Annotated in this window: 17 protein-coding genes; 12 read left to right on the top strand and 5 right to left on the bottom strand. The window is 59.3% G+C overall.

Annotated features, from left to right (window positions below):
* Positions 1-1,979: YPDG domain-containing protein (locus HMPREF3092_RS06695; protein ID WP_176745704.1), on the top strand; the 1,979-nt coding region annotated here is incomplete at its 5' end.
* Positions 1,980-2,144: 165 nt separating this feature from the next.
* Here the strand turns inward: HMPREF3092_RS06695 and HMPREF3092_RS06700 are convergent.
* Positions 2,145-3,986 carry a glycosyltransferase gene (locus HMPREF3092_RS06700; protein WP_070424293.1) on the bottom strand — a complete coding sequence of 614 codons (1,842 nt, stop codon included), beginning with the start codon at positions 3,984-3,986 and terminating at the stop codon, positions 2,145-2,147.
* A gap of 167 nt (positions 3,987-4,153) precedes the next feature.
* On the opposite strand from HMPREF3092_RS06700, the gene tagD reads away from it, so the two are divergent.
* The 4 genes from tagD (at position 4,154) to HMPREF3092_RS06720 (ending at position 7,337) form a co-directional block, all read left to right on the top strand.
* Complete coding sequence (gene tagD / locus HMPREF3092_RS06705; protein ID WP_061941971.1) at positions 4,154-4,540, top strand: glycerol-3-phosphate cytidylyltransferase; 387 nt, start codon at positions 4,154-4,156, stop codon at positions 4,538-4,540.
* A gap of 40 nt (positions 4,541-4,580) precedes the next feature.
* The gene (locus HMPREF3092_RS06710) at positions 4,581-5,417 is read left to right on the top strand and encodes a CDP-alcohol phosphatidyltransferase family protein (RefSeq protein ID WP_070424294.1); all 837 of its coding nucleotides are present in this window, start codon (positions 4,581-4,583) and stop codon (positions 5,415-5,417) included.
* Positions 5,417-6,298, top strand: coding sequence for a glycosyltransferase family 2 protein (locus HMPREF3092_RS06715; protein WP_070424295.1), 882 nt, complete (start codon positions 5,417-5,419; stop codon positions 6,296-6,298). Before HMPREF3092_RS06710 ends, HMPREF3092_RS06715 begins: the two co-directional genes overlap by 1 nt.
* A gap of 130 nt (positions 6,299-6,428) precedes the next feature.
* Entirely contained in the window at positions 6,429-7,337 is a 909-nt protein-coding gene (locus tag HMPREF3092_RS06720) for a glycosyltransferase family 32 protein (RefSeq protein ID WP_062020460.1), read from the top strand.
* Positions 7,338-7,438: 101 nt separating this feature from the next.
* Here the strand turns inward: HMPREF3092_RS06720 and HMPREF3092_RS06725 are convergent, their stop codons facing one another.
* The gene (locus HMPREF3092_RS06725) at positions 7,439-8,716 is read right to left on the bottom strand and encodes a CDP-glycerol glycerophosphotransferase family protein (protein ID WP_239233626.1); all 1,278 of its coding nucleotides are present in this window, start codon (positions 8,714-8,716) and stop codon (positions 7,439-7,441) included.
* Between the two features lie 196 nt (positions 8,717-8,912).
* On the opposite strand from HMPREF3092_RS06725, the gene HMPREF3092_RS06730 reads away from it, so the two are divergent.
* Positions 8,913-12,545: a bifunctional glycosyltransferase/CDP-glycerol:glycerophosphate glycerophosphotransferase gene (locus tag HMPREF3092_RS06730; protein ID WP_070424298.1), complete on the top strand. Its 3,633-nt coding sequence runs from the start codon at positions 8,913-8,915 to the stop codon at positions 12,543-12,545.
* 109 nt (positions 12,546-12,654) lie between these two features.
* Positions 12,655-14,361, top strand: coding sequence for a formate--tetrahydrofolate ligase (locus HMPREF3092_RS06735; protein ID WP_070424299.1), 1,707 nt, complete (start codon positions 12,655-12,657; stop codon positions 14,359-14,361).
* Between the two features lie 82 nt (positions 14,362-14,443).
* On the opposite strand, the gene HMPREF3092_RS06740 is transcribed toward HMPREF3092_RS06735, so the two are convergent.
* Together HMPREF3092_RS06740 and HMPREF3092_RS06745 are read right to left on the bottom strand one after the other, a co-directional pair.
* Positions 14,444-15,148 (bottom strand): methionine ABC transporter permease, encoded by a 705-nt coding sequence (locus HMPREF3092_RS06740; protein WP_070424300.1) that lies wholly within the window; start codon positions 15,146-15,148, stop codon positions 14,444-14,446.
* Positions 15,148-16,122 carry a methionine ABC transporter ATP-binding protein gene (locus HMPREF3092_RS06745; protein WP_070424301.1) on the bottom strand — a complete coding sequence of 325 codons (975 nt, stop codon included), beginning with the start codon at positions 16,120-16,122 and terminating at the stop codon, positions 15,148-15,150. The genes HMPREF3092_RS06740 and HMPREF3092_RS06745 overlap by 1 nt, the downstream gene beginning before the upstream one ends.
* Before the next feature lie 165 nt (positions 16,123-16,287).
* Here HMPREF3092_RS06745 and HMPREF3092_RS06750 point away from each other — a divergent pair, with 165 nt between their 5' ends.
* The 3 genes from HMPREF3092_RS06750 (at position 16,288) to HMPREF3092_RS06760 (ending at position 19,882) form a co-directional block, all read left to right on the top strand.
* Positions 16,288-18,393, top strand: a complete 2,106-nt coding sequence (locus HMPREF3092_RS06750) for an acyltransferase family protein (RefSeq protein ID WP_070424302.1) — start codon at positions 16,288-16,290, stop codon at positions 18,391-18,393.
* Positions 18,394-18,462: 69 nt separating this feature from the next.
* Positions 18,463-19,422: a glycosyltransferase gene (locus HMPREF3092_RS06755; protein WP_256174396.1), complete on the top strand. Its 960-nt coding sequence runs from the start codon at positions 18,463-18,465 to the stop codon at positions 19,420-19,422.
* On the top strand, positions 19,415-19,882 hold the full coding sequence (locus HMPREF3092_RS06760; RefSeq protein WP_070424304.1) for a GtrA family protein: 468 nt from the start codon (positions 19,415-19,417) through the stop codon (positions 19,880-19,882). Before HMPREF3092_RS06755 ends, HMPREF3092_RS06760 begins: the two co-directional genes overlap by 8 nt.
* Here the strand turns inward: HMPREF3092_RS06760 and HMPREF3092_RS06765 are convergent.
* The gene (locus tag HMPREF3092_RS06765) at positions 19,775-22,066 is read right to left on the bottom strand and encodes a DUF6716 putative glycosyltransferase (RefSeq protein WP_070424305.1); all 2,292 of its coding nucleotides are present in this window, start codon (positions 22,064-22,066) and stop codon (positions 19,775-19,777) included. The genes HMPREF3092_RS06760 and HMPREF3092_RS06765 overlap by 108 nt on opposite strands.
* Before the next feature lie 108 nt (positions 22,067-22,174).
* Between HMPREF3092_RS06765 and galE the strand changes: the two genes are divergently transcribed.
* Positions 22,175-23,137, top strand: coding sequence for a UDP-glucose 4-epimerase GalE (galE, locus tag HMPREF3092_RS06770; protein WP_070424306.1), 963 nt, complete (start codon positions 22,175-22,177; stop codon positions 23,135-23,137).
* Positions 23,134-24,570: a hypothetical protein gene (locus HMPREF3092_RS06775; protein WP_070424307.1), complete on the top strand. Its 1,437-nt coding sequence runs from the start codon at positions 23,134-23,136 to the stop codon at positions 24,568-24,570. The genes galE and HMPREF3092_RS06775 overlap by 4 nt, the downstream gene beginning before the upstream one ends.
* Positions 24,571-24,649: the final 79 nt, after the last annotated feature.

Here is a 24,649-nt window from a genome sequence, read left to right on the forward strand (position 1 = left end):
AGGTGACTTACCCGGATGGTTCGAAGGACAACGTCGACGTCACCGTCACGGTTGAAGAACCTGACGCTCCGGACACCAAGCAGAACGAAGAGTTCGAGCCTGGTTACGAAGATGGTTCGGGTAAGCCTGGTGACGATGTCAAGATCGACGAGCCTACCTTCAAGGACAAGGACGGCAACGCAGCTACACCGCCTGAGGGCACCACGTTCGGTCCTGGCGACAACGCGCCTGACGGTGTGACCATCGATGAGAACACTGGTGAGATCACCGTTACCATCCCTGAGGATGCGAAGCCTGGTGACAAGATCACTGTTCCTGTCGAGGTGACTTACCCGGATGGTTCGAAGGACAACGTTGACGTCACCGTCACGGTTGAAGAACCTGATGCTCCGGAGCAGCCTGACACTAAGCAGGCTGACGAGCTCGAACCGAAGTACACCGACGGTGCTGGCCAGCCTGGTACCACCGCTCCGGTCGACGCTCCGACCTTCACCAACAAGGACGGCGACACTGTCACCGTTCCGGAAGGCACCAAGTTCACCACCGACAAGGACGGTGTCGAAGTTGCTGAAGATGGATCGCTGAAGGTCCAGATTCCGGCTGACGCCAAGCCTGGTGACAAGATCACGGTTCCTGTGACTGTGACCTACCCGGATGGCAGCACCGACAAGGTGGACGTGACTGTTACTGTCACCGACCCTGACTCGAAGCCCGAATGGGGCGACGGCGAAGGTGAACCCGGTGACAAGGTGACCGTCCCGAACACCGGTGGCGACGTTCCGGAAGGCTCCACGACTGAGGTCGAAGGCCCCGGTAAGGCTGAAATCGATGAAAACGGCAACCTCGTCGTTGACATCGACGAGGACGCTAAGCCTGGTGACAAGATCGTTGTCGAGGTGAAGGACCCGGAAGGCAACACGATCGACGAATCGACCGTGACTGTCACCGAACCGTCCAAGCCTGACACCGAACAGAAGGACGAGTTCGAACCCGGCTACGAAGACGGCTCCGGTAAGCCTGGTGAAGATGTCAAGGTTCCCGCTCCTGAGTTCAAGGACAAGGACGGCAACCCGACCGAAGCTCCTGACGGCACCACGTTCACCCCTGGTGACGACGCTCCCGACGGTGTGAAGGTTGATGAAAACACCGGTGAAATCACGGTTCCGATTCCGGAAGACGCCAAGCCTGGTGACAAGATCACCGTTCCGGTTGAGGTGACTTACCCGGATGGTTCGAAGGACAACGTTGACGTCACCATCACGGTTGAGAAGCCTGACGCTCCTGCTGAGAAGCCGGACTGGAAGGACGACAAGGGTAAGCCTGGCGACAAGGTCGAAATCCCGAACGATGGCGGTCCGGTTCCGGACGGCAGCACCGTCGAGACGGAAGGTCCTGGTAAGGCTGAAATCGATGAAGACGGCAACCTGATTGTCGACATCGACAAGGACGCCAAGCCTGGCGACAAGGTTGTTGTCATTGTCAAGGACAAGGACGGCAACGAGATCGACCGCGTAGTCGTCGAGGTTGAAAAGCCTGCTGACCAGCCTGACTGGAAGGACGGCAACGGTAAGCCTGGCGACAAGATTGTCATCCCGAACGATGGCGGCCCGGTTCCGGACGGCTCGACCGTTGAGGTCGAAGGCCCCGGTAAGGCTGAAATCGACAAGGACGGCAACATCGTCGTTGACATCAACGATGACGCCAAGCCCGGTGACAAGATCGTCGTGACCGTGAAGGACAAGGACGGCAACGTCATTGACACCATCACTGTCACGGTGGACGACAAGGGCAAGACCGGCTCTGGTGAAGGTAAGCCTGCACCGGCCCCCGGCAAGCCTGGTGACTCCGGTGACAAGGGCTCGAGCAATGCTCCGCTGCCGCGTACTGGTGTTGAGATCGCTGGTGCACTGGCTGCAGCAGCTGGTCTGCTCGCCGCAGGTGTTCTGATGGTTGCTCGTTCGCGCCGCAAGAACAACTGACGCTCATCTGCTGACGCGCCCGGTTGGTGAGAACCGGGCGCGCACGCAGACAGGCCGATAAACGATTGTGGGCGGTTCCGCATTAGCGGAACCGCCCACAATCGTTTTCTCACCACCACACGCGGGTGAGGATGGCTGCTAAGCCAACCTCCACCTCGCGAGGTGTCAGTCAGCTTCTATCTGCAGGTTCAACTGGCCTTTGTCGGTCAGTACCGGGGTGAAGAAGGAGCCAGCTGCCGCGGGGGTTTCGTCAGCGAGGATGCGGGTGCGGTGGAAGGAACGGCCCTCAACGAAGTCCGCGGACAGTTCCAGGGTGCCTGCGGGCAGCAGTTCCAGCTCGGACAGAGGGATTTCTGCCCGCAGGGTGGTTCCGTCGAACTCGGCAGGTGTGCGGCCGTAATAGGTTTTGCCGGCCAGCCGCCACGACACGTATGTGCGGGAAGTCTGCTTCCAGGGGTGGTCCTGGACGGTGGCTTCGAGTTCAATCCCGGTGTCTGTCAACGTCAGCGAGGTGAGCGTCGCTGTGGCCTGAGAGCGTTGGAACGGTTCGAAAGAGCATTCGCGGAACATGGTCGCCCACTTGTTGACGACAGCGGTTTCGTAGAAATCCTTCGCCCTCTTAATGGCATTGCGGCGCATGGTGCGCAGAGCGGCTTTGTCCATCGTCGCGACCGTCGTGATCGCGTTTGCCAGAGCGTCAATATCGCCGTCGGGGATGAGAAAGCCGTCGACACCGTCGGTGATGATGTCGGCTGGGCCGTACTTGATGTCGTAGGCAATCGGGATGCATCCAGCTGACATGCTTTCCAACAGCACGAGGCCTTGACCTTCCTGCTTGCTTGTCAGGAGGCTGAATGATGCTTCCCGGAAGCGTTCTTTCGCATTGCTGGCAAAACCACACAGGGTGATGTGCTCACCGGCGTTGTTGGCGTTGATCTGCTGGGTGAGTTCGGCGTGCATATCGCCATCGCCGTAGACGTCCAAGTGCAGTCTCGGTGTGTTCTGAGAGGCCGCTGCGGTTGCCCGGATAGCGTGATCAATCCTCTTGCCTTTGGTAAGCCGGGCAAGCATGATTCCGTGAGCCTTATCACGGGGTGCTTCGGCATCGCCGTGGAGGTCGCGAACCAAGTTAGGAACGACCGTGAGGTTGCCCGAAGACAGGTTCAGCGCGAACATGTCCTGCTGTTGGGCGTGGGTCAGTGCGATGACCCGATCAAAACGATCGGCATTATGAAAGATGTCGAACCTGCCGCGGTTGAGTTCGCGCGGGTCTACGCTTTCGTTCTTGAGGAAGTTGCTGTGCAGCACGTGGCAGAACACAATGTTCTTCTTCCGGTAGGTGCGGAAGATTGAACTTGCATAGCCCGAATCGACAATGACGTAACTTGGCTCGTTGCCGAATACTGCGTTGAGCCACGCTTTGTAGAATGCGCCGCCGGAGCGCCACTGTGCGACAATCCTTCCGCGGGAGTCTAGGAGCGTCAGCAGGCGGCCGCCTGTGGTGCCGCGTTCTGTGGCGTCGTGACGGTCGATGATGCGCAGGTGGCCCTGCGTGCTGTAGTAGTCGGTCTGGAGGACCGTATCGGCATCGTCTGCGCGCTGTTCGCGTGTGTTTCCCGAGGTGTGGGGGAGTGCATCTTTGAGGGCGCCGAGGTCAGGTTCTGCCATGCCTTTCATGCGGGCAAGCTCATCGTCAGACCACGTGCCGAGGTCTTCCCAGATGTTCCGGATGGAAACACGGTCATCCAGTCGGCCTTCAGTTTTGAGTTCCTGTTCGCGGTCCTTGCCGCTGTTGTTCGGGGAAAACGTGAGGATTTCGACAGGACGGTTGTCTTGGCGAGCAAAAGCTGACGATCGTTCGAGCGCCACCGATGTCATTCCGCCGAATGTTTCGGGGATGCGCCACAGCACGGTGTAGTAGTTCCCCGCTGGAAGGACTTGCTGGGGGCGGGGACCGCTTGAGTTGGGGATGATGCGGCGCAGAAGCCGTGACAGTGACGCTTTCATCGCATCTATTTTAGTTCTTCTTTGCCGCGTAGAGTCTGAGGCGGCAGCTCCCCGGCTGTGGTGAACGGCACGGGCTCAACAGGCAATCAGACGGGACTTCAAGTAGGCCGTGGGGTATCGTTTATATGATCTGCAAGTTAACTTCAAGTTAAGCAAGGGGCTTTTTCATGCGCCGTGTCATCACCTACGGCACCTTTGACTTGCTGCACTACGGCCACATCCGACTGCTGCAGCGCTGTAAAGCACAGGGCGACTACCTGGTCGTTGCACTGTCAACCGACGAATTCAACGCCGGCAAGGGCAAGAAGTCGTACTTTTCGTGGGACGACCGCAAGAACATGCTCGAAGCTATCCGCTACGTCGACCTCGTGATCCCCGAAAACACGTGGGAACAGAAGCGGACCGACATCGAGAAGTACCACATCGACACCTTTGTCATGGGTGACGACTGGGAAGGCAAATTCGACGACCTCAAAGACCTGTGTGACGTCGTCTACCTCCCGCGCACGCCGGAAATCTCCACCACCAAGATCAAGGGAGACCTCAGTCAGTAAACTCCAGCGTTTCTGTTGGAGTGACACCTAGCCTTGAGATATGAGCGAAGCACACTCTTCCCGGCCTAAGAACCCGACGCTGGAACAGCTGCGAGCTGTTGCCCAGCCGCCGGAAGTGCGCGCGCGCAAAAATGCCGAACACTGGACAGCAGAGCTGTACCTGCGGCACATCTCTATTTATCTGACAGCACTGCTGGTGCGCACACCCATCACCGCCAACGGCGTGACGGGACTGATGATCCTGTCCGGATGGGCAATCGGCTTTGCGCTGCTCATCCCCGGTGTGTGGGGTGCACTCCTCGCACTGTTCTTTTCGCAGCTGCAGCTGTACTTCGACTGCTGTGACGGCGAGGTTGCACGCTGGCGCGGCACCCGCAGTGCAAAGGGTGTTTTCCTTGACGCGGTTGGCCACTACACAACAGAAGGCTTCGTCGCCTTCATGTTGGGCGTGCGGGCAGTGAGTGACCTGGGACTGCTGAAGTCCGATCCAGGGTTCGCCTACCCCTACCTGGTTGCTGGGGGAGTGGTGTCCTCGCTCGTGCTGTTGAACAAGGCGCTCAACAGTTTGGTGCACATGAGCCGTGCCTTCAACGGCCTGGACAAGCTGGAAGACTCCGCTGCGGCAACTGCTGTGACACATGGCGGTCTTGCCCGTGTGAAACAGCTTGCGCGTTTTGTGCCGTTCCACCGCATTTGGCATTCGGTCGAAATGTCGATGCTGGCTGTTGCGGCAAGCGTGGTGTCACTCATCGTGGTTGCTTCCGGCGGCCCAGAACTGACCGGTGAACGGTGGATGATCCTGGTGATGGTCCCGCTTGCCGCGCTGTCGGTCGTCGGGCACTTTGTGTCGATCTGGTTCTCCAGGAGGCTCGGCTGATGGAAGTTTTCGACTACGGCGTCGTCATCCTCACCATGGGCAAAAGGATGGATGACCTGAAAAGGGGTATCGATTCGCTGTTGGCCCAGCGGAACGTGAACCTTGACGTTGTGTGCGTGGGCAATGGCTGGGACCCTGTGGGACTGCCGGAGGAAGTCAAAACCCACATGCTGCCCGAAAACGTGGGAATTCCTGCCGGACGCAATGCTGGTGTGCCCCTGGTTAAGGGCGAGTTCCTGTTCTTCCTCGATGACGATGCCTGGCTGCCGGATGAGGACACGCTGTGGCGGATGGCGCAGTACATGCGTGAAAATCCCAGTGTTGGTCTGGTTCAGCCCCGTGTGGTTGATCCGGACAACCCGAATGCGCCTAAGCGGTGGATTCCGCGTTTGCGTAAGAAATCTGCAAGCCATTCGTCGAACGTGTTCTCCGTGTGGGAGGGCGCCATCGGCATGCAGCGCAAGGCCTTTGATGAATGTGGTGGCTGGCCGGGTTCGTTCTGGTATGCCCACGAAGGCATTGAACTGGCCTGGCGCGTATGGGATGCCGGCTATGACGTGTGGTACATGGGTGATCTTGCAGTGGCCCACCCCGTGATTGACCCGAAGCGCCACGACGAGTACTTCTACATGAACGCCCGCAACCGCGTGTGGTTGGCCCGCAGAAATCTGCCGTGGCCATTCAGCTGGGCCTATGTGGGTTCCTGGACAGGCGTCCAGGTGCTCAGGTGGGCGCGTAAACCTGAACAGCTCAAACCGTGGTTCAAAGGCTGGGCTGACGGTTGGCGCGACAACCCGTGGGATGGCGAAGAAGACGAAACCAAACTCAGCAAACGCGGTGTCTTGCGCATGAGCTTCAAGGGTCGCCCGCCGATTATTTGAGCAGTGCTAAGCTTTGTCGAAAAATAGTAAATCTGTCCGAGCTAAGGTTCAGTGCTGAACTTTGTCTCGCAGGGTCAAGGATTTGTTGCACTGACGATTGCAACAGCCGCTAAAAAGGGGTCAGTGTTTCGTGAACAAAACTATCTGGATCTACTGGGAGAACAAATATTCTAGCCAGATGCCCGGCTACATCAGCCTGTGCAAGGATACAATCCTCAAGCACAAAGGCGATTGGGACCTAGTTGAGTTGAACCCTGAAAACGTGAATGACTACGTTTCCGGTTTGCGTTCTGACTTCTCAGATATTCCCGAAGTTGCCCACAAGGCTGATTATATTCGCGCAGCGGTTTTAGCTCAGAACGGCGGCATGTGGATGGACGTAGACACAATTGTGTTTCGCCCATTAAGCATGATTACGGACCTCATCGAAAAGTCTGGAGCCTTGTTCTACGGTTGGCAGCCGAACCAGCCGAGTATTGGGTTGGTCGCGTCGGTTCCTGGCCACCCCTTGATTCAAAAATGGCTGGAAGGTGCGGACCGTGTGCTGGACGGCGATCTCAAGCAGAAATGGGCAGGTATCGGCTACGACATTCTGTGGCCACTTGCTGAAAAAATTGACTACGTCCAGATGGACCGGGAGATCTGTGCGCCAATTCATTACACCGAGACTGACCTTCTTCTGGAACCTGGCCGTCCTGCAGATATTTTGCACAAGCGCACGCTGCTGATCCAGCTGTACAACAAAATGCTTTTCCCGAAGTTTGGTAAGGCGAGTCGTGATGAGGTCATGGAATCTAATACACGTCTCAGTAAATTGTTTAAACGCGCACTCAGCGAGGATCCGCACTGGGAGCGGGTATCTAGAAAGATGAGTGCGGACCCTTCACCGGCTGATAAGGCGTTCGGCTCAGCGGCCGCGCAAGATCTCGATCCGGTTTCTGTTTACGTCGATGAGGCGATGCGCCGTGTCTATAAATCCAAGAATCCGTTGCTGAAGCGGGCCAGCCGTAAACTGCAGCGAACTCTAGGACGCAAATGACTTGGCCGAATGGGCTATTGACCTCTGCGGTTGATCTGACCGGAAGGTGACTCTCGCCTGGTTTGGTGGGGGTAGGCAGCGATAGCTCGTGTATTTTTCGATCAGGGGTTGCCGTCTTTGGCTTCGGCCGCTGACACCATGTAGTTGCGGTTGATGTGCTTCGCTTCGCGTTCGGCAATAAGGCGTTCAACGGTTGATATGAACGCCTGCTTGGACTCGCCGACCTCGTGGTTTCCGAAGTACAGAGCTCGCGCTTCGGCGCGGGCTTCTGTATTGCCGCCGCTTGTCAGCTCTGCTTCGATCATCGTCTGGATGTCATTGACCGTTGAGTCGTCGATGATCGGCACGCTGGAAGCGATTGGGGATTCGTCGACAAGCTTGGCGCGGTTTGTACGGCGGTCCGTCAGCAGCAGCGGACTGTCTGCTTTGAGGTAGAGGAAGTCCAAACCGACACTGGAAATATCGGTGATCATGAGGTCAACATCGTCGAACATGGCCAGGATGTTGCCCTCGGTCAGAACAAGGTGCTCGCCACCCTCAGCGTTAGCTTTCTCGATCAGCTCAAGAATCATGGCGTGACCGGCCCGCATTCCCTCGTCCTGTGAATCAGCCACACGAGGGTGCGGTTTATAGATGAGACGTGTGTTCGGCGTTGCGAGAGCAGCGGCAGCGATAGCGGGGCCGAAGCAGTCGATCGATGTGTAGTTGTTGTTGTCGTTCTCGCCTTCCCACGTTGGCGCATACATGACAGTGCGTTTGTCGCTTGTGGGAAGTTCAGGTTCGTAGTCGAGGTCAAGCTGGGGCCTGCCAACTTCGATCAGTTTGGATTCGTCGAAATCGACAAGTGCCCGCTGGTGTCTGCGCAGTGCGGCGGGGCCTGCTGTGAACACGGCGTCATAGGCCTTTGCTTGGTTTGAGACCATGGACAGCTTGTCGGATTCACCGTGGTTGATGTGAACGTGTACCGCGGGCGCGTAACTCAGGAGCTGAAAGTTTGATTGACCGTTGTTGACATAGAGGATCAGCTTCGGCTGGTGTTCTTCCACATACGTCATCATGTCGTCAAAGCTCTGACGGAACACGATTGGCAGGGTAGTGGCCTCCGCTGTTTCGGTAATTGCAGAAGGGCGGCGGAGGAGTACCGCGGTGGGAACTGTTTTGTTGAGCTCCTCCAGAACCGGCAGCCACTGGTCGAGCTGGTAGAGCTTCGAGTGAGTGTCGCCAAAGTAGACAAGCGCCTTGGCGCCAGGAGCCGCGCTGTTTTCGTACTCCCGGGCTGTCAGTGTGAAGTCTCGAGTACCGCGGATCCGCTGGCTCGTGGCTTTCCACGCGCGGGATCGCAGGACTGTGAGAATGGTGTCGCGAACAAACTGACGCACGAGCCCTCCTGGGATACAACAAGTCGAAGACATTGTAATGGCCGCGAGGAAGACTGGCGGCTGTGCGTTCTTTATCCAGGTCGCAGAAACTACAACTCGCCAAGCTGGGAGCCGGTTCTGGGAGAGGGCGACGGGATAGGATAAAGGGTCAATTCGATTGAACACAGCGTGAATATTCAATGGACAGAAGGGTTCAATGAAACAGGCAGTTCGAAAAATGCTGGGCCGCGCAGTGAAGCGCATGCCAGCAGAAACGCGGCGCAGAGTCCGTGACGGCGTTCACCCAGCTCTGCGGCAGCGGGTCGTGACACTTCTGACCGGTTCTCAGTCCGGCAAACCCAAGTTGTCGGTCATTGTGCCGGTCTACAATGTTGAGCCTTATATCGCAAAATGCCTGAACAGCCTGATTCAGCAGACTTACCGGAACTTGGAAATCATCGTTGTTGATGATGGGAGTCCCGATAACTCGGCAGCCATCGCCCGGCGATACGCGCGTTGGGACAACCGCGTCAAAGTGATCAGTAAGGTCAACGGTGGACTCGGTGCTGCTCGAAACACGGGTCTCGAATACGTGACCGGCGACTATTTGACGTTTGTCGATTCCGATGATCACATTCCACGTGATGCCTACCAAGTCATGATGCGCACAATTCTTCGTACTGGCTCCGACATGGTCAGCGGTGGAGTGTACCGGCAGAAGGGGACTAAGGTCTGGCTATCTGCATGGACCAAGAAGTTCCATCCGGAAGATCGGCTTGGCATCACTATCGACGACTTTCCAGAGATCTTCGAAGACGCTATGGCTTGCAACAAGATCTTTTCTATGGATTTCTTCCGGCAGACAGTTGGAGAATTTCCTGTCGGCATTCGCTACGAAGACCAGGAGCCTATGGCGAAGGCGTACTTGCGGGCACGATCGTTCGACGTCCTTCGACACCCGGTCTATTACTGGCTGCTTCGCGATGACGGATCGTCCATCACCCAAGGTAAAGAGAACATTGATGACCTCACAGACCGGCTTGCAGTACTCGAGGCAGGCACTCAACACGTATTCAACGAGGGCTCAGAAGCTGCGCGGCACGGTTGGTTCAAAAAGGTCTTGACCGGTGATCTGATCCAGTACCTAGACGTTGCGCAAAGAACCGGCCAAGAGTATTGGGATGTTTTCAGCGGTGGTCTGAAAAAAATCGTCGCTCTGAGCGGAGAACACCTGTGGAATGACCTTCCGTTTTGGGTCAGGTTGCCCATGTGGCTTGCTGTCCATAAAGGGCGAAGTGAGTCCTTTGCGGCGATTCTCTGGCGCAGCGAACATGGGACCGGACTCAAACTCAAGTCAAGTGGTGCGGGCTTTGTGGTTGACGGGACAGACTTCGAAAGCCGCTTTGGCCCACTTCCGCAAGACATACTTGAGGTAGCGCCAGATTCAGTGTCACTTAACTGCGCCGTTGATCGGGTCGAATGGCTCACAGGGTCGATTGTTGAGATCGCCGGATACGCATATTGCGACCACTTGATTGATGGCCGTGAAGCTACGCCCAGAATGTTGTTGATCAACAGAAACGGCGACCAGGAAATCGAACTCGATGCGGAACGTTTTGAACCGCGCTTGTTGAATCGTTTCAAGTCGCAGCTCGTTTCAGCACAAAATGCTGCCTACACAGTCCGGATCAACACAGAAGACCTTGACGTGACAGAGGGCTGGCGGCTTATTGCGAGAGTCTCGGTCAACGGCATTGACATCGACCATCGTGCCGGTGCTCTCAACCAAACAGCAGCGGCTGCGGACCCTGGATTCTCGAACGTTGAAGATGGCCGACGTTGGGTTCTTGAGCCCTCATCTGACGGTAACCTCTGGTTCAACGTCAAGAGGGCTAAAGTGTCGGCTGATATCGAGAAACTTGCCGATCGCCGATTTGCTGTCACATTACGCGGCGCGCACGTTTCCGGCTTCGACAAACTGCGGATCCATAATCGGCGATCGTCGCAGGACTTTATGGTCTCTGGTCAGAGCTCGCCTGATGGCAGCCGCAGGTTTGAGTTTGTCCTACCTGCCCTCGGTGGATCTTTGGCTGAAAAGAACGCCGACAGCACCTGGACTCTGCGAGCTGTCAATGGTAAAAAACAAACACCCCTGAAGCCTCACCCTGGTTTCAACGAGCTCCAGAATCTTCGCGATGAGGGCCCTCTCTTTGTTGGCGTCACAGTGGCCGGCAACCTCAAGATCCATGAAAATCCGTGGTTTGTTACGGCTGATTCTTATGCCATCGTTTCTGAGGGCGGTCATACGCGAATGACTTTCAACGGCCGGTTTGAACTGCCTGCCGAGTGGAAGCCCGCCAGCTTGGCTTTGCGGCGTGATGGCAAGACGGTTGCAGATGCCGATGTTGAATGGACTGACGGTGGATTTGCTGCCAGCGTTGACTTGACCACGGAAGACTGGTTCGGCAACACAGTGCCTTTGCCTGCCGGGGGTTACAACTTCGTAATCGAAGGAGTGAACAGTCATACGGATACCACAGCGAGAAAATGGGTTCGCCTTTCTGAGAAGGCGGCAAAATCGTTGCCTGAGGTGTTTGACGAAGCTATTCCCGCTGCTATTGCCACCCGTACTGCCAAGACCCGTTCCCTTTGGTTGCGCCTCGTGCCGCCGGTGAAGTTTGCTGAGAAGGGGACATACAATCGCGCTCGAGTAATCGAGAGCGCTGTTCGCGCTCATGTTGATAAGCCACTGGACAAGGCCATTCTGTTTGAGTCCTTTTTCGGAAAACGCGCGGGGGATATTCCGGAGCCTCTTTACTTCGAACTTCGCAAGCGTTTGCCAGATTGGAAGTTCTATTGGTCGAACGCGCAAGACAGCTTCGCAAGCCCTGAAGGTACCGAAACGGTAATCACTCACTCCGCAAAGTACATCGAGGCTCTGTTCACCAGCCAAATCATCGTCAATAACTGCGAGTTCCCAAGCTATTTCCGTAAGCAGCCTGGACAGCTGTACGTGCAGACGTGGCACGGTACCCCGCTGAAAATGATCGGGGCTGACGTGCACAGCGCCGGCCTGTCGCCGGCGTACCGCGCTAAAGTGCAGCGCGAAACCCAGTATTGGGACATTCTGCTCGCCCAGTCTGACTTTGCAGCTGAGAAGTTCGACTCCGCATTCTCGTCAGCGGCGCGCACTATTGTTGACGGCTATCCACGAGTGGATGTGCTTGCGAACCCCGAACAGCACCGCGAAGCACGTGCAAAAACTCGAGCTAACCTTGGACTACGTGATGACGAGATTTTCGTCCTCTACGCCCCGACATTCCGTGATGCGTCGCAGAAAGCCGGTGTTGGCTATCACCTGGACATCGGCATTGACTTTGAACGTTTGAAACAGTCTCTTCCGAGCAATGTTCGCCTCGGAATCCGGGCACATTCAAACGTCAAGGCGATGGAACTGATCGGAGACGAGTTCGTCCTTGACGTGACCGAATTCCCCGACGCACAGACACTGCTTGCGGCTACCGACGTGCTGATCGCTGACTATTCCTCCATCATGTTCGACTTCGCCGCTACCCGTCGGCCAATGGTCTTCTTCGCTCCTGACCTCGAGAACTACCTTGAGAACAGCCGTGGAATGTACCTGGACTACGAATCAACCGTGCCTGGCCCGATTGTGCGCACTACTGCAGAACTAGGCGACGCATTGAATACGGCTATCACGGAGGGGCTGGAGGAATACAAAGACAAGTACGACGAGTTTGTCGCAAACTATCTGCCCCACGAAGACGGTCATTCCGCAGAGCGGATCGCTGATGAGATCGTCCGGTTGGTTCAGCAACAAGACGACTGAGTCTTAGCTGCTCGTACAGCTGTTAAAGGGAGGCATTGACATGGCGTCAGTGCCTCCCTTTTTGGGATTCGACAAGCTAAACAGCCGGTCTCAGTGAGACACTGGTCTCATGACTGTTGACCAGGAGATCGCACGCAAAGTTCAGATTGAGCGCATCGACTCGATTGCCCAGTCGGTGGGACTCGGCGCTGACGACATCATTCCGTTCGGCCATTACAAAGCGAAAGTGCCCGCACCTGATGTTGTTCGGCGCGGTAACGGCGCCGAGCACGGCAAGCTCATCCTCGTCACCGCCATGAGCCCAACACCTGCGGGCGAAGGCAAAACCACCACGAGCATCGGCCTGGCCGACGGCATCAACCAACTTGCACAGCAGGAAAACTGGGACATCCCAGCCGGCAAACACCCAGCCGTGCTTGCCCTGCGCGAACCCTCCCTGGGCCCCGTCTTCGGTATGAAAGGCGGTGCCGCTGGCGGCGGATACGCACAAGTGCTGCCCATGGAAGACATCAACCTGCACTTCACCGGCGACTTCAACGCCATCGCTCTGGCCAACAACCTCGCCGCAGCCGTACTCGACAACCACCTGCAGCACGGCAACGAACTCGGCATCGACCCGCGCCGCGTGGAAATCCGTCGTGTGGTCGACCTCAACGACCGTGCCCTGCGCCAAATCGCCATTGGTCTGGGCGGCTTCACCGGCGGCATGCCCCGCGAAGACGCCTTCGACATCGTTGTGGCCAGCGAAGTTATGGCCGTCTTCTGCCTGGCGACTTCCATCAAAGACCTCAAAGCCCGCTTGGGCCGCATTGTTGTAGCCCGCACCTTCGACAAAGAACCCGTCACAGTCGCCGACCTCGGCGTGCAAGGCTCCATGGCCGCCCTCCTGGCAGAAGCACTCTCACCCAACCTGGTGCAGTCCATCGAACACACCCCGGCATTCGTCCACGGCGGGCCCTTCGCCAACATCGCCCACGGCTGCAACAGCGTTCTCGCCACCACAGCAGCGCTGACCCACGGCCAGTACGCCATCACAGAAGCCGGCTTCGGCGCAGACCTGGGGGCGGAAAAGTTCCTCGACATCAAATGCCGAACCGCAGGAATCTTTCCCAGCGCGGCAGTCGTCGTCGCTACCGTTCGTGCCCTCAAATACCACGGGGGAGTGGCCAAAAACGACCTCGAAACCGAAAACATCGACGCCCTCAAAGCGGGACTTCCCAACCTGCGCAAACACCTGGACAACCTGCGCGAGGTCTACGGCATCCCCACGGTCGTCGCCGTCAACCGCTTCCCAAGCGACACCGATGCTGAACTCGAAGCGTTGAAAACAGAACTTGACGGCATAGCCACGGTCGCCATTGCCGACCACTGGGCCAAAGGTGGAGCCGGTGCGATCGATCTCGCCCAAGCTGTCATCGAAGCTGCTGAGAGCACCCAGCCGCAGCCGAAGTTCGCCTACGAACTCGACCAGCCGCTGGAGAACAAAATCGAAGCAATCGCCACACGCATCTACGGTGCCGACGGCATTGACCTGCCCGCCAAGGTCAAGCGCAAACTCGACATGTTCACCGCCGACGGCTACGGCAGCCTGCCGGTGTGCATCGCCAAAACCCAATACTCATTCAGCACCGACGCCGCCCAGCTGGGCGCGCCCACTGGTCACACCCTCACAGTGCGCGACGTGCGCCTGTCCGCAGGTGCGGGCTTCATCGTCGCCATCTGCGGCGACATCATGACCATGCCGGGCCTGCCCAAAAAACCCGCCGCACTGTCCATCGACGTGGACGACGACGGGGTCATCTCCGGTTTGTTCTGACCCCAAACACGAACGAGGCGGAGGTCCAGAACCGCGGGTCACCGCGGGACTGGACCTCCGCCTCGTAAGTTTCTGAGAAAGCTCAGCGGTGGTCGACCCGGCGAGCCAGCCAGTCACCCAGACGCTGAATGATGACGACAATCGCCACCAGCAGCACAATGCAGGCGATCATGACATCGCCCTGGTAGCGCTGGTAGCCATAGGAAATAGCCAAAGCGCCCAGACCGCCACCGCCAACAGCACCGGCCATAGCCGTGTACGACACCAGGTTGACCGCCGTGACGGTGACAGCGGAAATCAGGCCCGGCAGAGCTTCGGGAATGAGCACCTGGCGGATGATCTGGAAGTTCGTAGCACCCATCATCTGCACGGCCTCGATCTTGCCGCCTGCGACCTCGCGCAGCGCAACCTCAACCAGACGGGCAAAAAACGGAATAGCGCCAATGGCCAGCGGAACAACAGTCGCCTGCCAACCCAAAGCCGTGCCCACAACAAAGCGGGTGAACGGGATGATCGCAATCATCAGAATGATGAACGGGATCGAACGGCCGAAGTCCACAATCGCACTGACAATCCGGTGCACAGTCAGCTGCGGAGCCAGAGAACCCTTCGCAGTTACCCACAGCCAAATGCCCAAGGGCAGGCCCAGCAGAACGGCGAACAGCGTGGAAAACACCGTCATCTGCAGCGTTTCAATCGTCGCCGGCAGGAGGTCCTTCGTGATTGCCGGGTTGTTCAGCCACCTGGGCTTGTCGGCAGCAGCAAGCACAACATCAGAAGCAAACATCAGCGTGCCTCCTTGCAGTAGATTCCGGCATCCGCCAGGGCCTTGCCCAGGCGCACAGTGGCAGCGTCATCGGTACTGCGCACACGCAGCCTGCCGACCTCCAGACCGTCGATCGTCTCAAGAGTTCCCGCCTGCACCTCGGCAACCGGGGCGCCAGCAGATTCAGCCAACGCAAACAGCTTTGCAGCTGACGTTCCCGCCAAGCTGACTTCCAGAGTCCTGCGTTCCTCACCCTCCTTCGGCAGGGGTGCCGACGGCAGGGGAATGAGGTCCTTCGCCAGCGGTGACGACGGATCGGCAAGAATGTCGCGCAGACGGCCCGTCTTCATGTTCTTGCCCTCAGCCAGCAGAGTGACCGAATCACAGATTTCACGCACCACCGACATTTCGTGGGTGATGATGAGCACCGTAATGCCCAGTTCGTCACGCAGCTGGCGGATGAGGCCCAGAATCTGGGCTGTCGTCGTGGAGTCAAGGGCCGAGGTGGGCTCATCACACAGCAGGATCTGCGGGTCAGCTGCCAAGGCACGGGCAATGCCCACACGCTGACGCTGACCACCCGACAGCTGAGCGGGGTAACTGTCCCCGCGGCCCTCCAAGCCCACACGCGCCAGCAGCGATTCAGCTTTTGCGAAGGCTTCCTTCTTCGCCACACCGGCAACCAACAGCGGGTGGGCAATGTTCTGCAGCGCGGTCTTCGCCGACAGCAGCTCAGCGTGCTGGAACACCATGCCGATGTTGCGGCGGGCCCTCCTCAGAGCAGCTCCGCGCAGCTCAGTAACATCGACCCCATCGATCTCCACCGTGCCGGACGTCGGGCGTTCCAGCCCCGTCAGGCAGCGGATGAGGGTCGACTTGCCGGCGCCTGAACGGCCGACAATGCCGTGAATGAGTCCGGCATCAACCTGTAAGTCGATGCCGCGTAAAGCCGTGGTGCCCGCGAATTCCTTCGTCAGGCCAGTCAGAGTGATCACCCGGCAGTTTCCTTTCCATGGGGATAAGCCGCTGTGCCAAGCAGGCGGGGAGTACCAGCACAGGCAGCAAAGAAAATTGTGACACCATATGACGGCCTATACCGCTCTGCTCGTCATAAAGCGTCGTGAAATCGCGCACAGAAGAAGTTCACTAAGATAAGCCCGATGGTGAGGAAGTATCGCGGCGAAATTCAAGCCCTGCGCACAATCGCAGTGCTCGCAGTCGTCGTCTACCACATCAACCCCGACTGGCTGCCCGGCGGATTCATCGGTGTGGATGTCTTCTTCGTCATCTCCGGCTACCTCATCACCGCGGGCCTTCTGCGCCGCGTAGCCGAACACGGCAGAATCTCCGCCGCCGACTTCTGGGCTAACCGAGCACGCCGAATCCTGCCGGCGGCCACACTGACCATCATCACGGTGACAATCGCGTCGCTTTTCATACTGCCGCGCTCACAGTTTGCCACCGTGAGCCTGCAGGCTGTCGCTTCCGGCTTCTACGTGCAGAACTACGCACTGGCGCGACAATCCGTCGACTATCTGGCAGCAGACAGCGCCCCGACGCCGTTCCAGCACTTCTGGTCGCTGTCGATCGAAGAGCAGTTCTACATCTTCTGGCCCATGCTGGTGGTCGCCGCATGGCACATAGCCCAGCGCATCCGCTGGGCAAGCCCCACCGACGACATCCGCCACCGCCGCCGCGTCAGGGTGATCGCCACCGTACTGTTCTTCGCAGTGGTCGGAGGGTCGTTCGCCTACAGCGTCTACATCACCGCGCACGACCCCACCAGCGCCTACTTCTACACGCTGTCACGCGTGTGGGAACTGGGAGTCGGTGGTCTTCTGGCGGTCTACCTGGGCGACCCCGTGCGCTTCCCCCGCACCCGCAAATGGCTGGCACTGATCGGCACCCTCACCATCATCATCTGCGCCTTCGTGTACTCCGGTGACATCCCGTTCCCCGGCCTGACCGCACTCGTCCCGGTGGCGGCAACCGCCGCCGTCATCACCGCCGGCCACACCACCGGGTGGGGCTCCCCGCAGAGGATGTTCGAGTTGTGGCCCGTACAGAGAATCGGCGACTGGTCGTACTCCATGTACCTGTGGCACTTCCCGATCATCGTGTTCTTCGAAGCACTCGCCGGCCGCAAAGCCACCGTGCTCGAAGCCGTCATCATCGTGCTGGCCTCCATCCTCATTGCCGGATTCAGCTTCTACCTGTTCGAAAAGCCGATCCTGCACTCACCGACCATGCGCCGCTCATCCCCGCTGACACTGGCCGGGGCGCTCATCGCTGTCACCGCCGCAGTCGGTATCGGCACCGTGCCGCACACGCTGGTCAAAATGGACGAGGCGAAGGTCGCCGCCGCTGAAGCTCAAGTATTTGCCCCACCAGAACTCAACACGGCTGGGGAATTCGGGCCCGGATTCCGTTCCCTGCGGACCACCATGTACGAACCGCGCTACCAAAACCAGCCCCTCAAACCGGGCCTGGGTTCGATCGGCGAAAACTATCCCACGTTCGCAGGGTGCGGTGATGTGCCCGCCCTTGGCACCTCGTCAGATACCCCGCCGTGTGTCACCGGGGACAAGAACGGAACCAAAACCCTCGTCGTGGCAGGGGATTCCCACGCTGTGCAGTGGGTGCCCGCATTCGAAGAAGCGCTGAGCCGCGACGGCTGGAAGATTGTCGTCATCGCACGCGAAAACTGTCCGCTCAACCCCGAACCGCGTACTTTCGAAGAGCGGCGGAACGGCTTCGTGTGCTCGCAGGCTGTGCCTGACATGCTGGGCAGCATTGAACAGCAGAAACCCGATGCGGTGGTCATCACCAACCGCCGCTACGACGACTTCGCAGGCGGGCAGTCAGCTGCGCAGCGCGGCTATGACTCGGTTTTCAAGCAGCTGTCAGACAAACTGGACAGCGCGAAGATCATCGCGCTCGGCGATTCCCCCGAAGTCCCCGACGGGGAGAACATGGCCGACTGCGTGGCGGCCGCAGGTGATGACACCAGCACGTGCGACTTCCCGCGGCCTGGAGCGGCAGAAGAGAAATCCAATAAGCCGCTGCGGGCTGCCGCAGAAGCCGCAGATGACGGGGTTGACTATGCCGACACCCTCGATGCCTTCTGCACCGAGAGCACCTGCCCGGCGGTCATCGGATCGCGCGCCGTCTACCGCGACTCCAACCACATCACCGTCGAATACTCGAAAACTCTCGGCACCTACATCACCCGCGATATCGTCCCGTTGATCACACCTGCCGAATAAATCCGTTTTTCGGCAATGGCCCTCACTGTGGAGGGCTACCATTGCTGTGCATACAGTCCCGTCGAACCTGTGAAGCTGAGAGTGCAAGAGAACAACCCCTTCGGCTCGCGCCGCATTGCAGCCATCGTCCCCTGCCACAACGAAGAACTGACGGTCGGGAAAGTCGTTTCTGACCTGCGTGCCGCCCTGCCCGGAGCTGACATCTACGTCTACGCCAACAACTGTTCCGACAACACAGCCGAAGTCGCACGGGAAGCGGGTGCAATCGTGCGCTTTGAAAACCGTCCCGGCAAGGGCAATGTCATCCGGCGGGCTTTCGCGGACGTCGACGCGGACATTTACCTGATCATCGACGGTGACGACACCTACGAAGCCGCCGACGCCCCCGGCATGGTGCAGACCATGATCGACAGCAACTACGACCACGTGCTCGGCGTGCGCACTCCCGCCGATGCATCGGCCTACCGGCCCGGCCACGAAAGCGGCAACCGCGCATTCAACGTGCTGACCAGCTGGATGTTCCGCGACCGCGTCACCGACATGCTGTCCGGATTCCGCGTGTTCTCGCGCAGATTCGTCAAATCCTTCCCCGCGGTCAGCCGCCACTTTGAAATCGAAACCGAACTCACAGTGCACACCATGTCGCTGCGACTGCCCAACACGGAATACCCCGTGGGCTTCCGCGACCGCCCCGAAGGCAGCTTCTCCAAACTGTCCACCTTCAAAGACGGCTTCAGGATCCTGTGGCTCATCACCCAGCTGACAGCCCACGAAAGGCCGCGCCTGTTCTACGGCGGACTGACCGTGCTGTTCGCACTCATTTCACTCATCTTGGGAATCCCCGTGGTGTGGGAGTTCTTCCAAACCGGCTACGTGCCGCGCCTGCCCACCGCGCTGCTGTCAGCCGGCTGCATGATACTTGCGTTCCTCATGGGGTCGGTGGGAATCATCATGGACGGTGTGCGCCGCGCTCGCCGCGAAACATCCCGCCTGCACTACCTGGCACTGCCGGCTCCTGGACATGAGTGAGAGCCGGCGCAGCTCGCTGATAAAAGAAGCGCTGCAGTTCCTGACCGTCGGCGGTGTCAGCTACATCGTCGATGTTGGGCTGTCCAACCTTTTGGTGTACGGCCTGTGGGCAGTGCCCGCACTGCTGCACGACGGGCCGATCAAAGCGAAGATCATTTCGACCATCGCGTCGGTCATTGTGGCCTGGATGGGCAACAAACTGTGGACCTACGGTGATCGGGAAACAGGTTCGAACCTGCGCGGTTTTGTGCTGTTCGTCCTGGTCAACGGGGCCGGCATGATCATCACCGTGCTGCCGCTGGCCTTCACCTGGTACGTGCTCGGCCTGCGCGGGCCGATCGCCTACAACATCTCAACGAACATCGTCGGCATCGGCCTTGCCATGGCGTTCCGCTTCTACGCCTACCGCACCTGGGTTTTTCGCGACACCCGTGAGGTTGTCGACGAGTCTGCGTCCTGACCGGTACACGCTGACCACCTGCTTGGGTGCGTGAGCTCGCAGCTCCGCACGCAGAGTCGGCCACGACTGAATCGAATCGCGGGTCTTCCGACCATCGAGTTCGTAGTTCTCCGACCTTCGAGCCAAGCAGGCCAGCTGCTGGGTGAGTTCCTCACTGGGCTTCTGGAAGTAGTTTTCCTCAAGCCATTCCGGGTCGGGGTGACGAAACCTGCCTGCGGCAAGATCATCGAAGCTGCCGATGAGATTCGAACCGGCGAAAACCTCGTTGAGCATGTCCCCGCTGACACCGAAATCGCCGACGATGAACGTGCGCAGACCCCTGTCCAAGGACTCCAGTGCCGCGGTTGAAGACACCGTGACAAGTGCTGCGCCGTCTGTGAGGAAATCGGCCATCGGCCCAACCTCAACCTGAAGGTCATCCGGCCCAACAGCGCCTTCGGCAATGAGTTCCGACAGGATCTCAATGTAGGTGTGCTGTTCATGGTGGGTTTCGTGCTCACCGGGACGGCTGCGGACCTTGATGATGACAGGAACACCGAGCTGCTTACCGGCACGCGCGAGCTCCAGCAGAACCATGCGGCGCTGACTGCGCTCTTGTGGAACCTTAGCCTGCGGGGCGAACACCAAGCGGTTCGGCGGGGTGCCATCAGCAAACTGCGGCTGCGGAGCGCCCACGGACTTCAGCATGGGCAAGCGTCCCACCCACACATCGACCGGCAGACCCAAACGCCGGTTGACCTCACGGTACAGGCGGCGCTCGTGTTCAGAATGGGCGATAAAAGCATCCCCGCGACGGCGGTAGCGCTGCCCCTTGACGGTTGCCGGCAGACCCACACCGGGAAGGCCCGACACCAAACCGGGCCGGCGCGGCAAGCGCGCGGCAGTCGAATACACCGTCTGGACGACGGGGCCCGTCGCCGCCGCCAACACCACGTCCGGGCTGACAGCCGACAGTTCACCCTCCAAACGGGACACCGGAATCACGGGAACTTCGGCCTCTGCCCTCGAGGTTCCGGCAACAGCGTTGGCAATCTGCTCACCCGTGGGCTGAATGGGGGATTCGACAATCCACAGATCAGTCTCAAAACTGTCATCGAAGCCGTCAAGCATCGCCGCTGCCCACTTGAGATACGACTCGCTGTCGCAGACAGCAACAAGCCGGTGGCGCCTCGTGCGCTGAGAATCAAGGATCCGACCGGGTGAGAGAGCAGACTGCGCGTTGAGTTCACGGCGCAGAGAGTCCGGGGCCGACGTTTCCCACCAGGCACGCGGAATCTCCGTGATGTGGATTTCGGGGGAGTCCATGACCAGCGGCAGAGTCTGGACAGCCGTTGACGGCAGCGAATACACCGGGGTGTGCGCAGGGAACGGCGCCAAGCGCAATTCGAGCGGCGTGCCGGATTCCACGACCGTGATGCCAGGCAAGGAGTCGAGAACAGCAAGTTCGTCGGCCGTCTGGCGGCGGTGAGCAAAGAACAGGGCGGGCTGCTGTGCGCCGATCTCGGCGGTCCAGTCGATGAGTGCCTGCTGATTGATCAGCCCATCGGCGGCAAGAGCGGTACCCACAATGACCGCACGGTCGGTGGGAGTGTCAGGGGCGGTGGCTTCCAAACACGTGCGCACCTGCTCGAAGGAATGGCGGATGAGCTTCCCGCCGGCTGCCGTAAAGCGCTGCGGCAAAGATTCATCCGGTGTCAGCGCGCTGAACCACGAAAGCCGGCCCAACTTGAGCGCACCGCGCAGCACCGCGGCAGCGGCATGGCCCAGGGCAGTGCGGCGGACAGTCGGCTTGACGCGGGCCCGAACGAGCGCCTGACGGGTGGGGCTGAGAATCAGGCGAATAGCGCGGACCGTGGCAAAGCCGTCATCGAGAACCGTGATGTGCGGCAGGCCACCCGGGCGGACCGCGCATTCGGCCAACAGCCGCTGGATCCTGCCCGACAGGGGGTCACCCAGAAGCAGGTGATCAGCCTGTGCAGCCTGCGCGGGGGAGGGGAAACCCGAATGCAGCAGACAGTCATCCGGCAGCAGTCCCGCCGGCAGGTTGCCTGCGAACGCCGCCAGCGAGGGGCTGTCTTCGCGTATGCAGACCACCACGTCATTTCTGTGCTGAACAGCGTGCAGAGCTTCCAGCCCTGACAGCAGCTGCAGAGGTGATTCAGCCAGAATGTACGTTCCTGCCACGCAGTATCCTCCTAGGTGTGCGGCCCAGTGCTGACTGTGATAGCACCGGGATGCGCTGTGAGATTATGGGCCCAGCGTGAATCAAACAGATGACCGGAAGGTAAACACATGGCAGTGATGGTGACCGGCGGTGCCGGCTACATCGGTTCGCACGTAGTACGCCTGCTGCAGCAGCGCGGCGATGACGTGGTCATCGTCGACGACATGTCCAACGGTGTGCGCTCGCGTGTCGAAGGGCTCCCAATTGTCGAAGTTGACCTTGCATCCTCGCAGGCGCCCGACGTGCTGCGCGGAGTGTTCGCAGAGTACAGCGTTGACTCCGTCATCCACTTTGCTGCGAAGAAGCAAGTGGGCGAATCCGTTGAGCGCCCACTGTGGTACTACCAGCAGAACGTGGGAGGACTCACCAACCTGCTGCAGGCCATGGAAGACGCCCACATTGAAACGCTCGTTTTTTCGTCATCGGCCGCCGTCTACGGCATGCCCGATGTCGATATGGTGCGAGAAACAACCGACTGCCATCCCATCAACCCCTACGGTCACACCAAACTGATCGGCGAATGGCTCATTGATGCCCAAATGGCCGCCGGTCGTCTGTCCGCTGTGAAGCTGCGCTACTTCAACGTTGCCGGCACCGGATGGCCGGACCTTGCCGACACCGCGGTCATGAACCTCATCCCGATCGTGCTCAATCGTTTCGCTCAGGGACAGCAGCCGGTGGTCTTCGGTGACGACTACAGCACCCCCGACGGCACGTGCATCCGCGACTACATTCACGTGGCCGACCTTGCGGAAGCCCATATTTCCGCGCTCGATTACCTCAAGGGCGGCAACATCCGCGGAACATCGTTCAACGTGGGCACAGGAACGGGCGCTTCTGTCCTTGAAGTCATCGATGCCGTTGGCAAGGCACTCGGAGAAGACCTCGAACCCGTCATGGCCGACCGTCGTGCCGGCGATCCGCCACAGCTCATTGCTGACCCCGCCGCCATCAACGCGGATCTGGCATGGAAAGCGCAGTTCACCCTCGATGACATTGCCCGCAGTGCGGTGGAAAGCCGCGCTCGGTGACCTCTGCGCGCACTGGTAACCCCGCCGCTGAGGCGCCTCTCAACCGCCGCCACCGTCAGATCCTCGCCGCCGCTGCGGTCATCGGCGCACTGCTGGCCTGGCTGCTGTATGCCGCGATGGCCCCCGGCGGTTTCACCAAGGACACCGTTTTTCAGCTGGAGCAGGCTAGGCGGGTTCTTCCCCTCAACGACTGGCACCCCATAGCCATGACCTGGACGTGGCAGTGGCTCATTGACCTCACTGGGACCATCAACTCGATGCTCGTCCTGCAGGTATCTGCTGCCTGGGTCTGTGCTGTGCTGACCTCCTACTACCTGCTGAAAGTGTCCCGGCGCGGCTCGAGTGCTCTGGCTGGGCTGTTCATCCTCTTCCTGCCCAACACCGTCAACCTCGTCGGAGTCGTGTGGAAAGACACCCATCTGGGTTTGGCACTGTACTTCGCGGTCATCCTCATGCTGCTGATACCGGTTGTGCCCAAGCTTCGCTGGGTATTCGCGGTGCTGGCTTTCGGAGCCCTGGTCTATGCCGGGCTGGTGCGGAAGAACTCCGCGGTGGCCGTCCTGCCGATCATTGCGGTCATAGCCGTATGGCTGCTGGTGCGCATCAAGAGCAAGAAGCCCGGGGGAGAAAAGCGCACGCTGTCCAAACGGCGCAAACTGATTGCCGCGGTCGCGGCCGTTGTCGGCTTCGGCGCGGTGCTCATGGGCGTTGACACCGGTTTGAAAGCTGCGCTCAAGCCGACCGAGAACTCGCAGTACACGCAGGTGATGCTTGACGACCTCATCTTTGCCGTGCCGCAGGCGGCCATTGACGACGCAGACGCCTCCGCGGCGGAGAAGACGCGGCTGGCCCAAGCAAAAGCCGCGTGCGGCAATAAGAATCGCGTGCGCCATGAAGACGGCAGGCCGGAGATCATCTGGGACGGATACTGGGCCTGCTACGGCAAGGGAGCGGAAGGCGCCTACACAGAAATCGAAGACCCGGAAGCCGTCACCAGCATTTGGAAGCAGACGGTGCCGCAGCACTTGGACAGCTATGTCGCATACCGGGCGCAGACCACCACGAAATTCCTCTTCACCTCGAAACTCGAGTTCGTTCGCGACCGCAACTTCGACTACCCCGCACAGTCGCAGGCACTTCGCTCATCCCTGCGCATCTACGTTGTCGACTTCGGCGTTGCCACTTTCCCGTGGCTCTACTTGGGTGCAACGGCACTGGGAATGTCAGCCGCCGGAATCGCTGTGGGTGCGAAGAAGAAACGCCGTTCGCTCGCCGGGCTGGCCATCTTCAGTTCTGCCGTTCTGTACCTCATGACCTACGTGCCCACCGCACCAGCTAATGACTACCGGTACGTTTTCTGGCCGTGGCTGGCCGCAATACTCGGCTGGCTCGTTCTGTGGGCCGAACGCCAGGGACGACGCCGGGTGCGATGAGATAGCTCTCACACGGGCAGGCGCCCGGGAGTTCACTGGTTTTGGAGGATCAGCCCGTACAGTTCTCCTGTGCCCAAAA

The organism is Brevibacterium sp. HMSC24B04 (genome assembly GCF_001806835.1).
In the GTDB taxonomy this organism is placed as follows: domain Bacteria; phylum Actinomycetota; class Actinomycetes; order Actinomycetales; family Brevibacteriaceae; genus Brevibacterium; species Brevibacterium ravenspurgense.

Bases quoted from the DNA above. Each gene is read 5' to 3' on its own strand.
- HMPREF3092_RS06700 (WP_070424293.1), bottom strand. From the start codon at position 3,986: ATGAAAGCGTCACTGTCACGGCTTCTGCGCCGCATCATCCCCAACTCA.
- tagD (WP_061941971.1), top strand. From the start codon at position 4,154: ATGCGCCGTGTCATCACCTACGGCACCTTTGACTTGCTGCACTACGGC.
- HMPREF3092_RS06710 (WP_070424294.1), top strand. From the start codon at position 4,581: ATGAGCGAAGCACACTCTTCCCGGCCTAAGAACCCGACGCTGGAACAG.
- HMPREF3092_RS06715 (WP_070424295.1), top strand. From the start codon at position 5,417: ATGGAAGTTTTCGACTACGGCGTCGTCATCCTCACCATGGGCAAAAGG.
- HMPREF3092_RS06730 (WP_070424298.1), top strand. From the start codon at position 8,913: ATGAAACAGGCAGTTCGAAAAATGCTGGGCCGCGCAGTGAAGCGCATG.
- HMPREF3092_RS06735 (WP_070424299.1), top strand. From the start codon at position 12,655: ATGACTGTTGACCAGGAGATCGCACGCAAAGTTCAGATTGAGCGCATC.
- HMPREF3092_RS06740 (WP_070424300.1), bottom strand. From the start codon at position 15,148: ATGTTTGCTTCTGATGTTGTGCTTGCTGCTGCCGACAAGCCCAGGTGG.
- HMPREF3092_RS06750 (WP_070424302.1), top strand. From the start codon at position 16,288: ATGGTGAGGAAGTATCGCGGCGAAATTCAAGCCCTGCGCACAATCGCA.
- HMPREF3092_RS06760 (WP_070424304.1), top strand. From the start codon at position 19,415: ATGAGTGAGAGCCGGCGCAGCTCGCTGATAAAAGAAGCGCTGCAGTTC.
- galE (WP_070424306.1), top strand. From the start codon at position 22,175: ATGGCAGTGATGGTGACCGGCGGTGCCGGCTACATCGGTTCGCACGTA.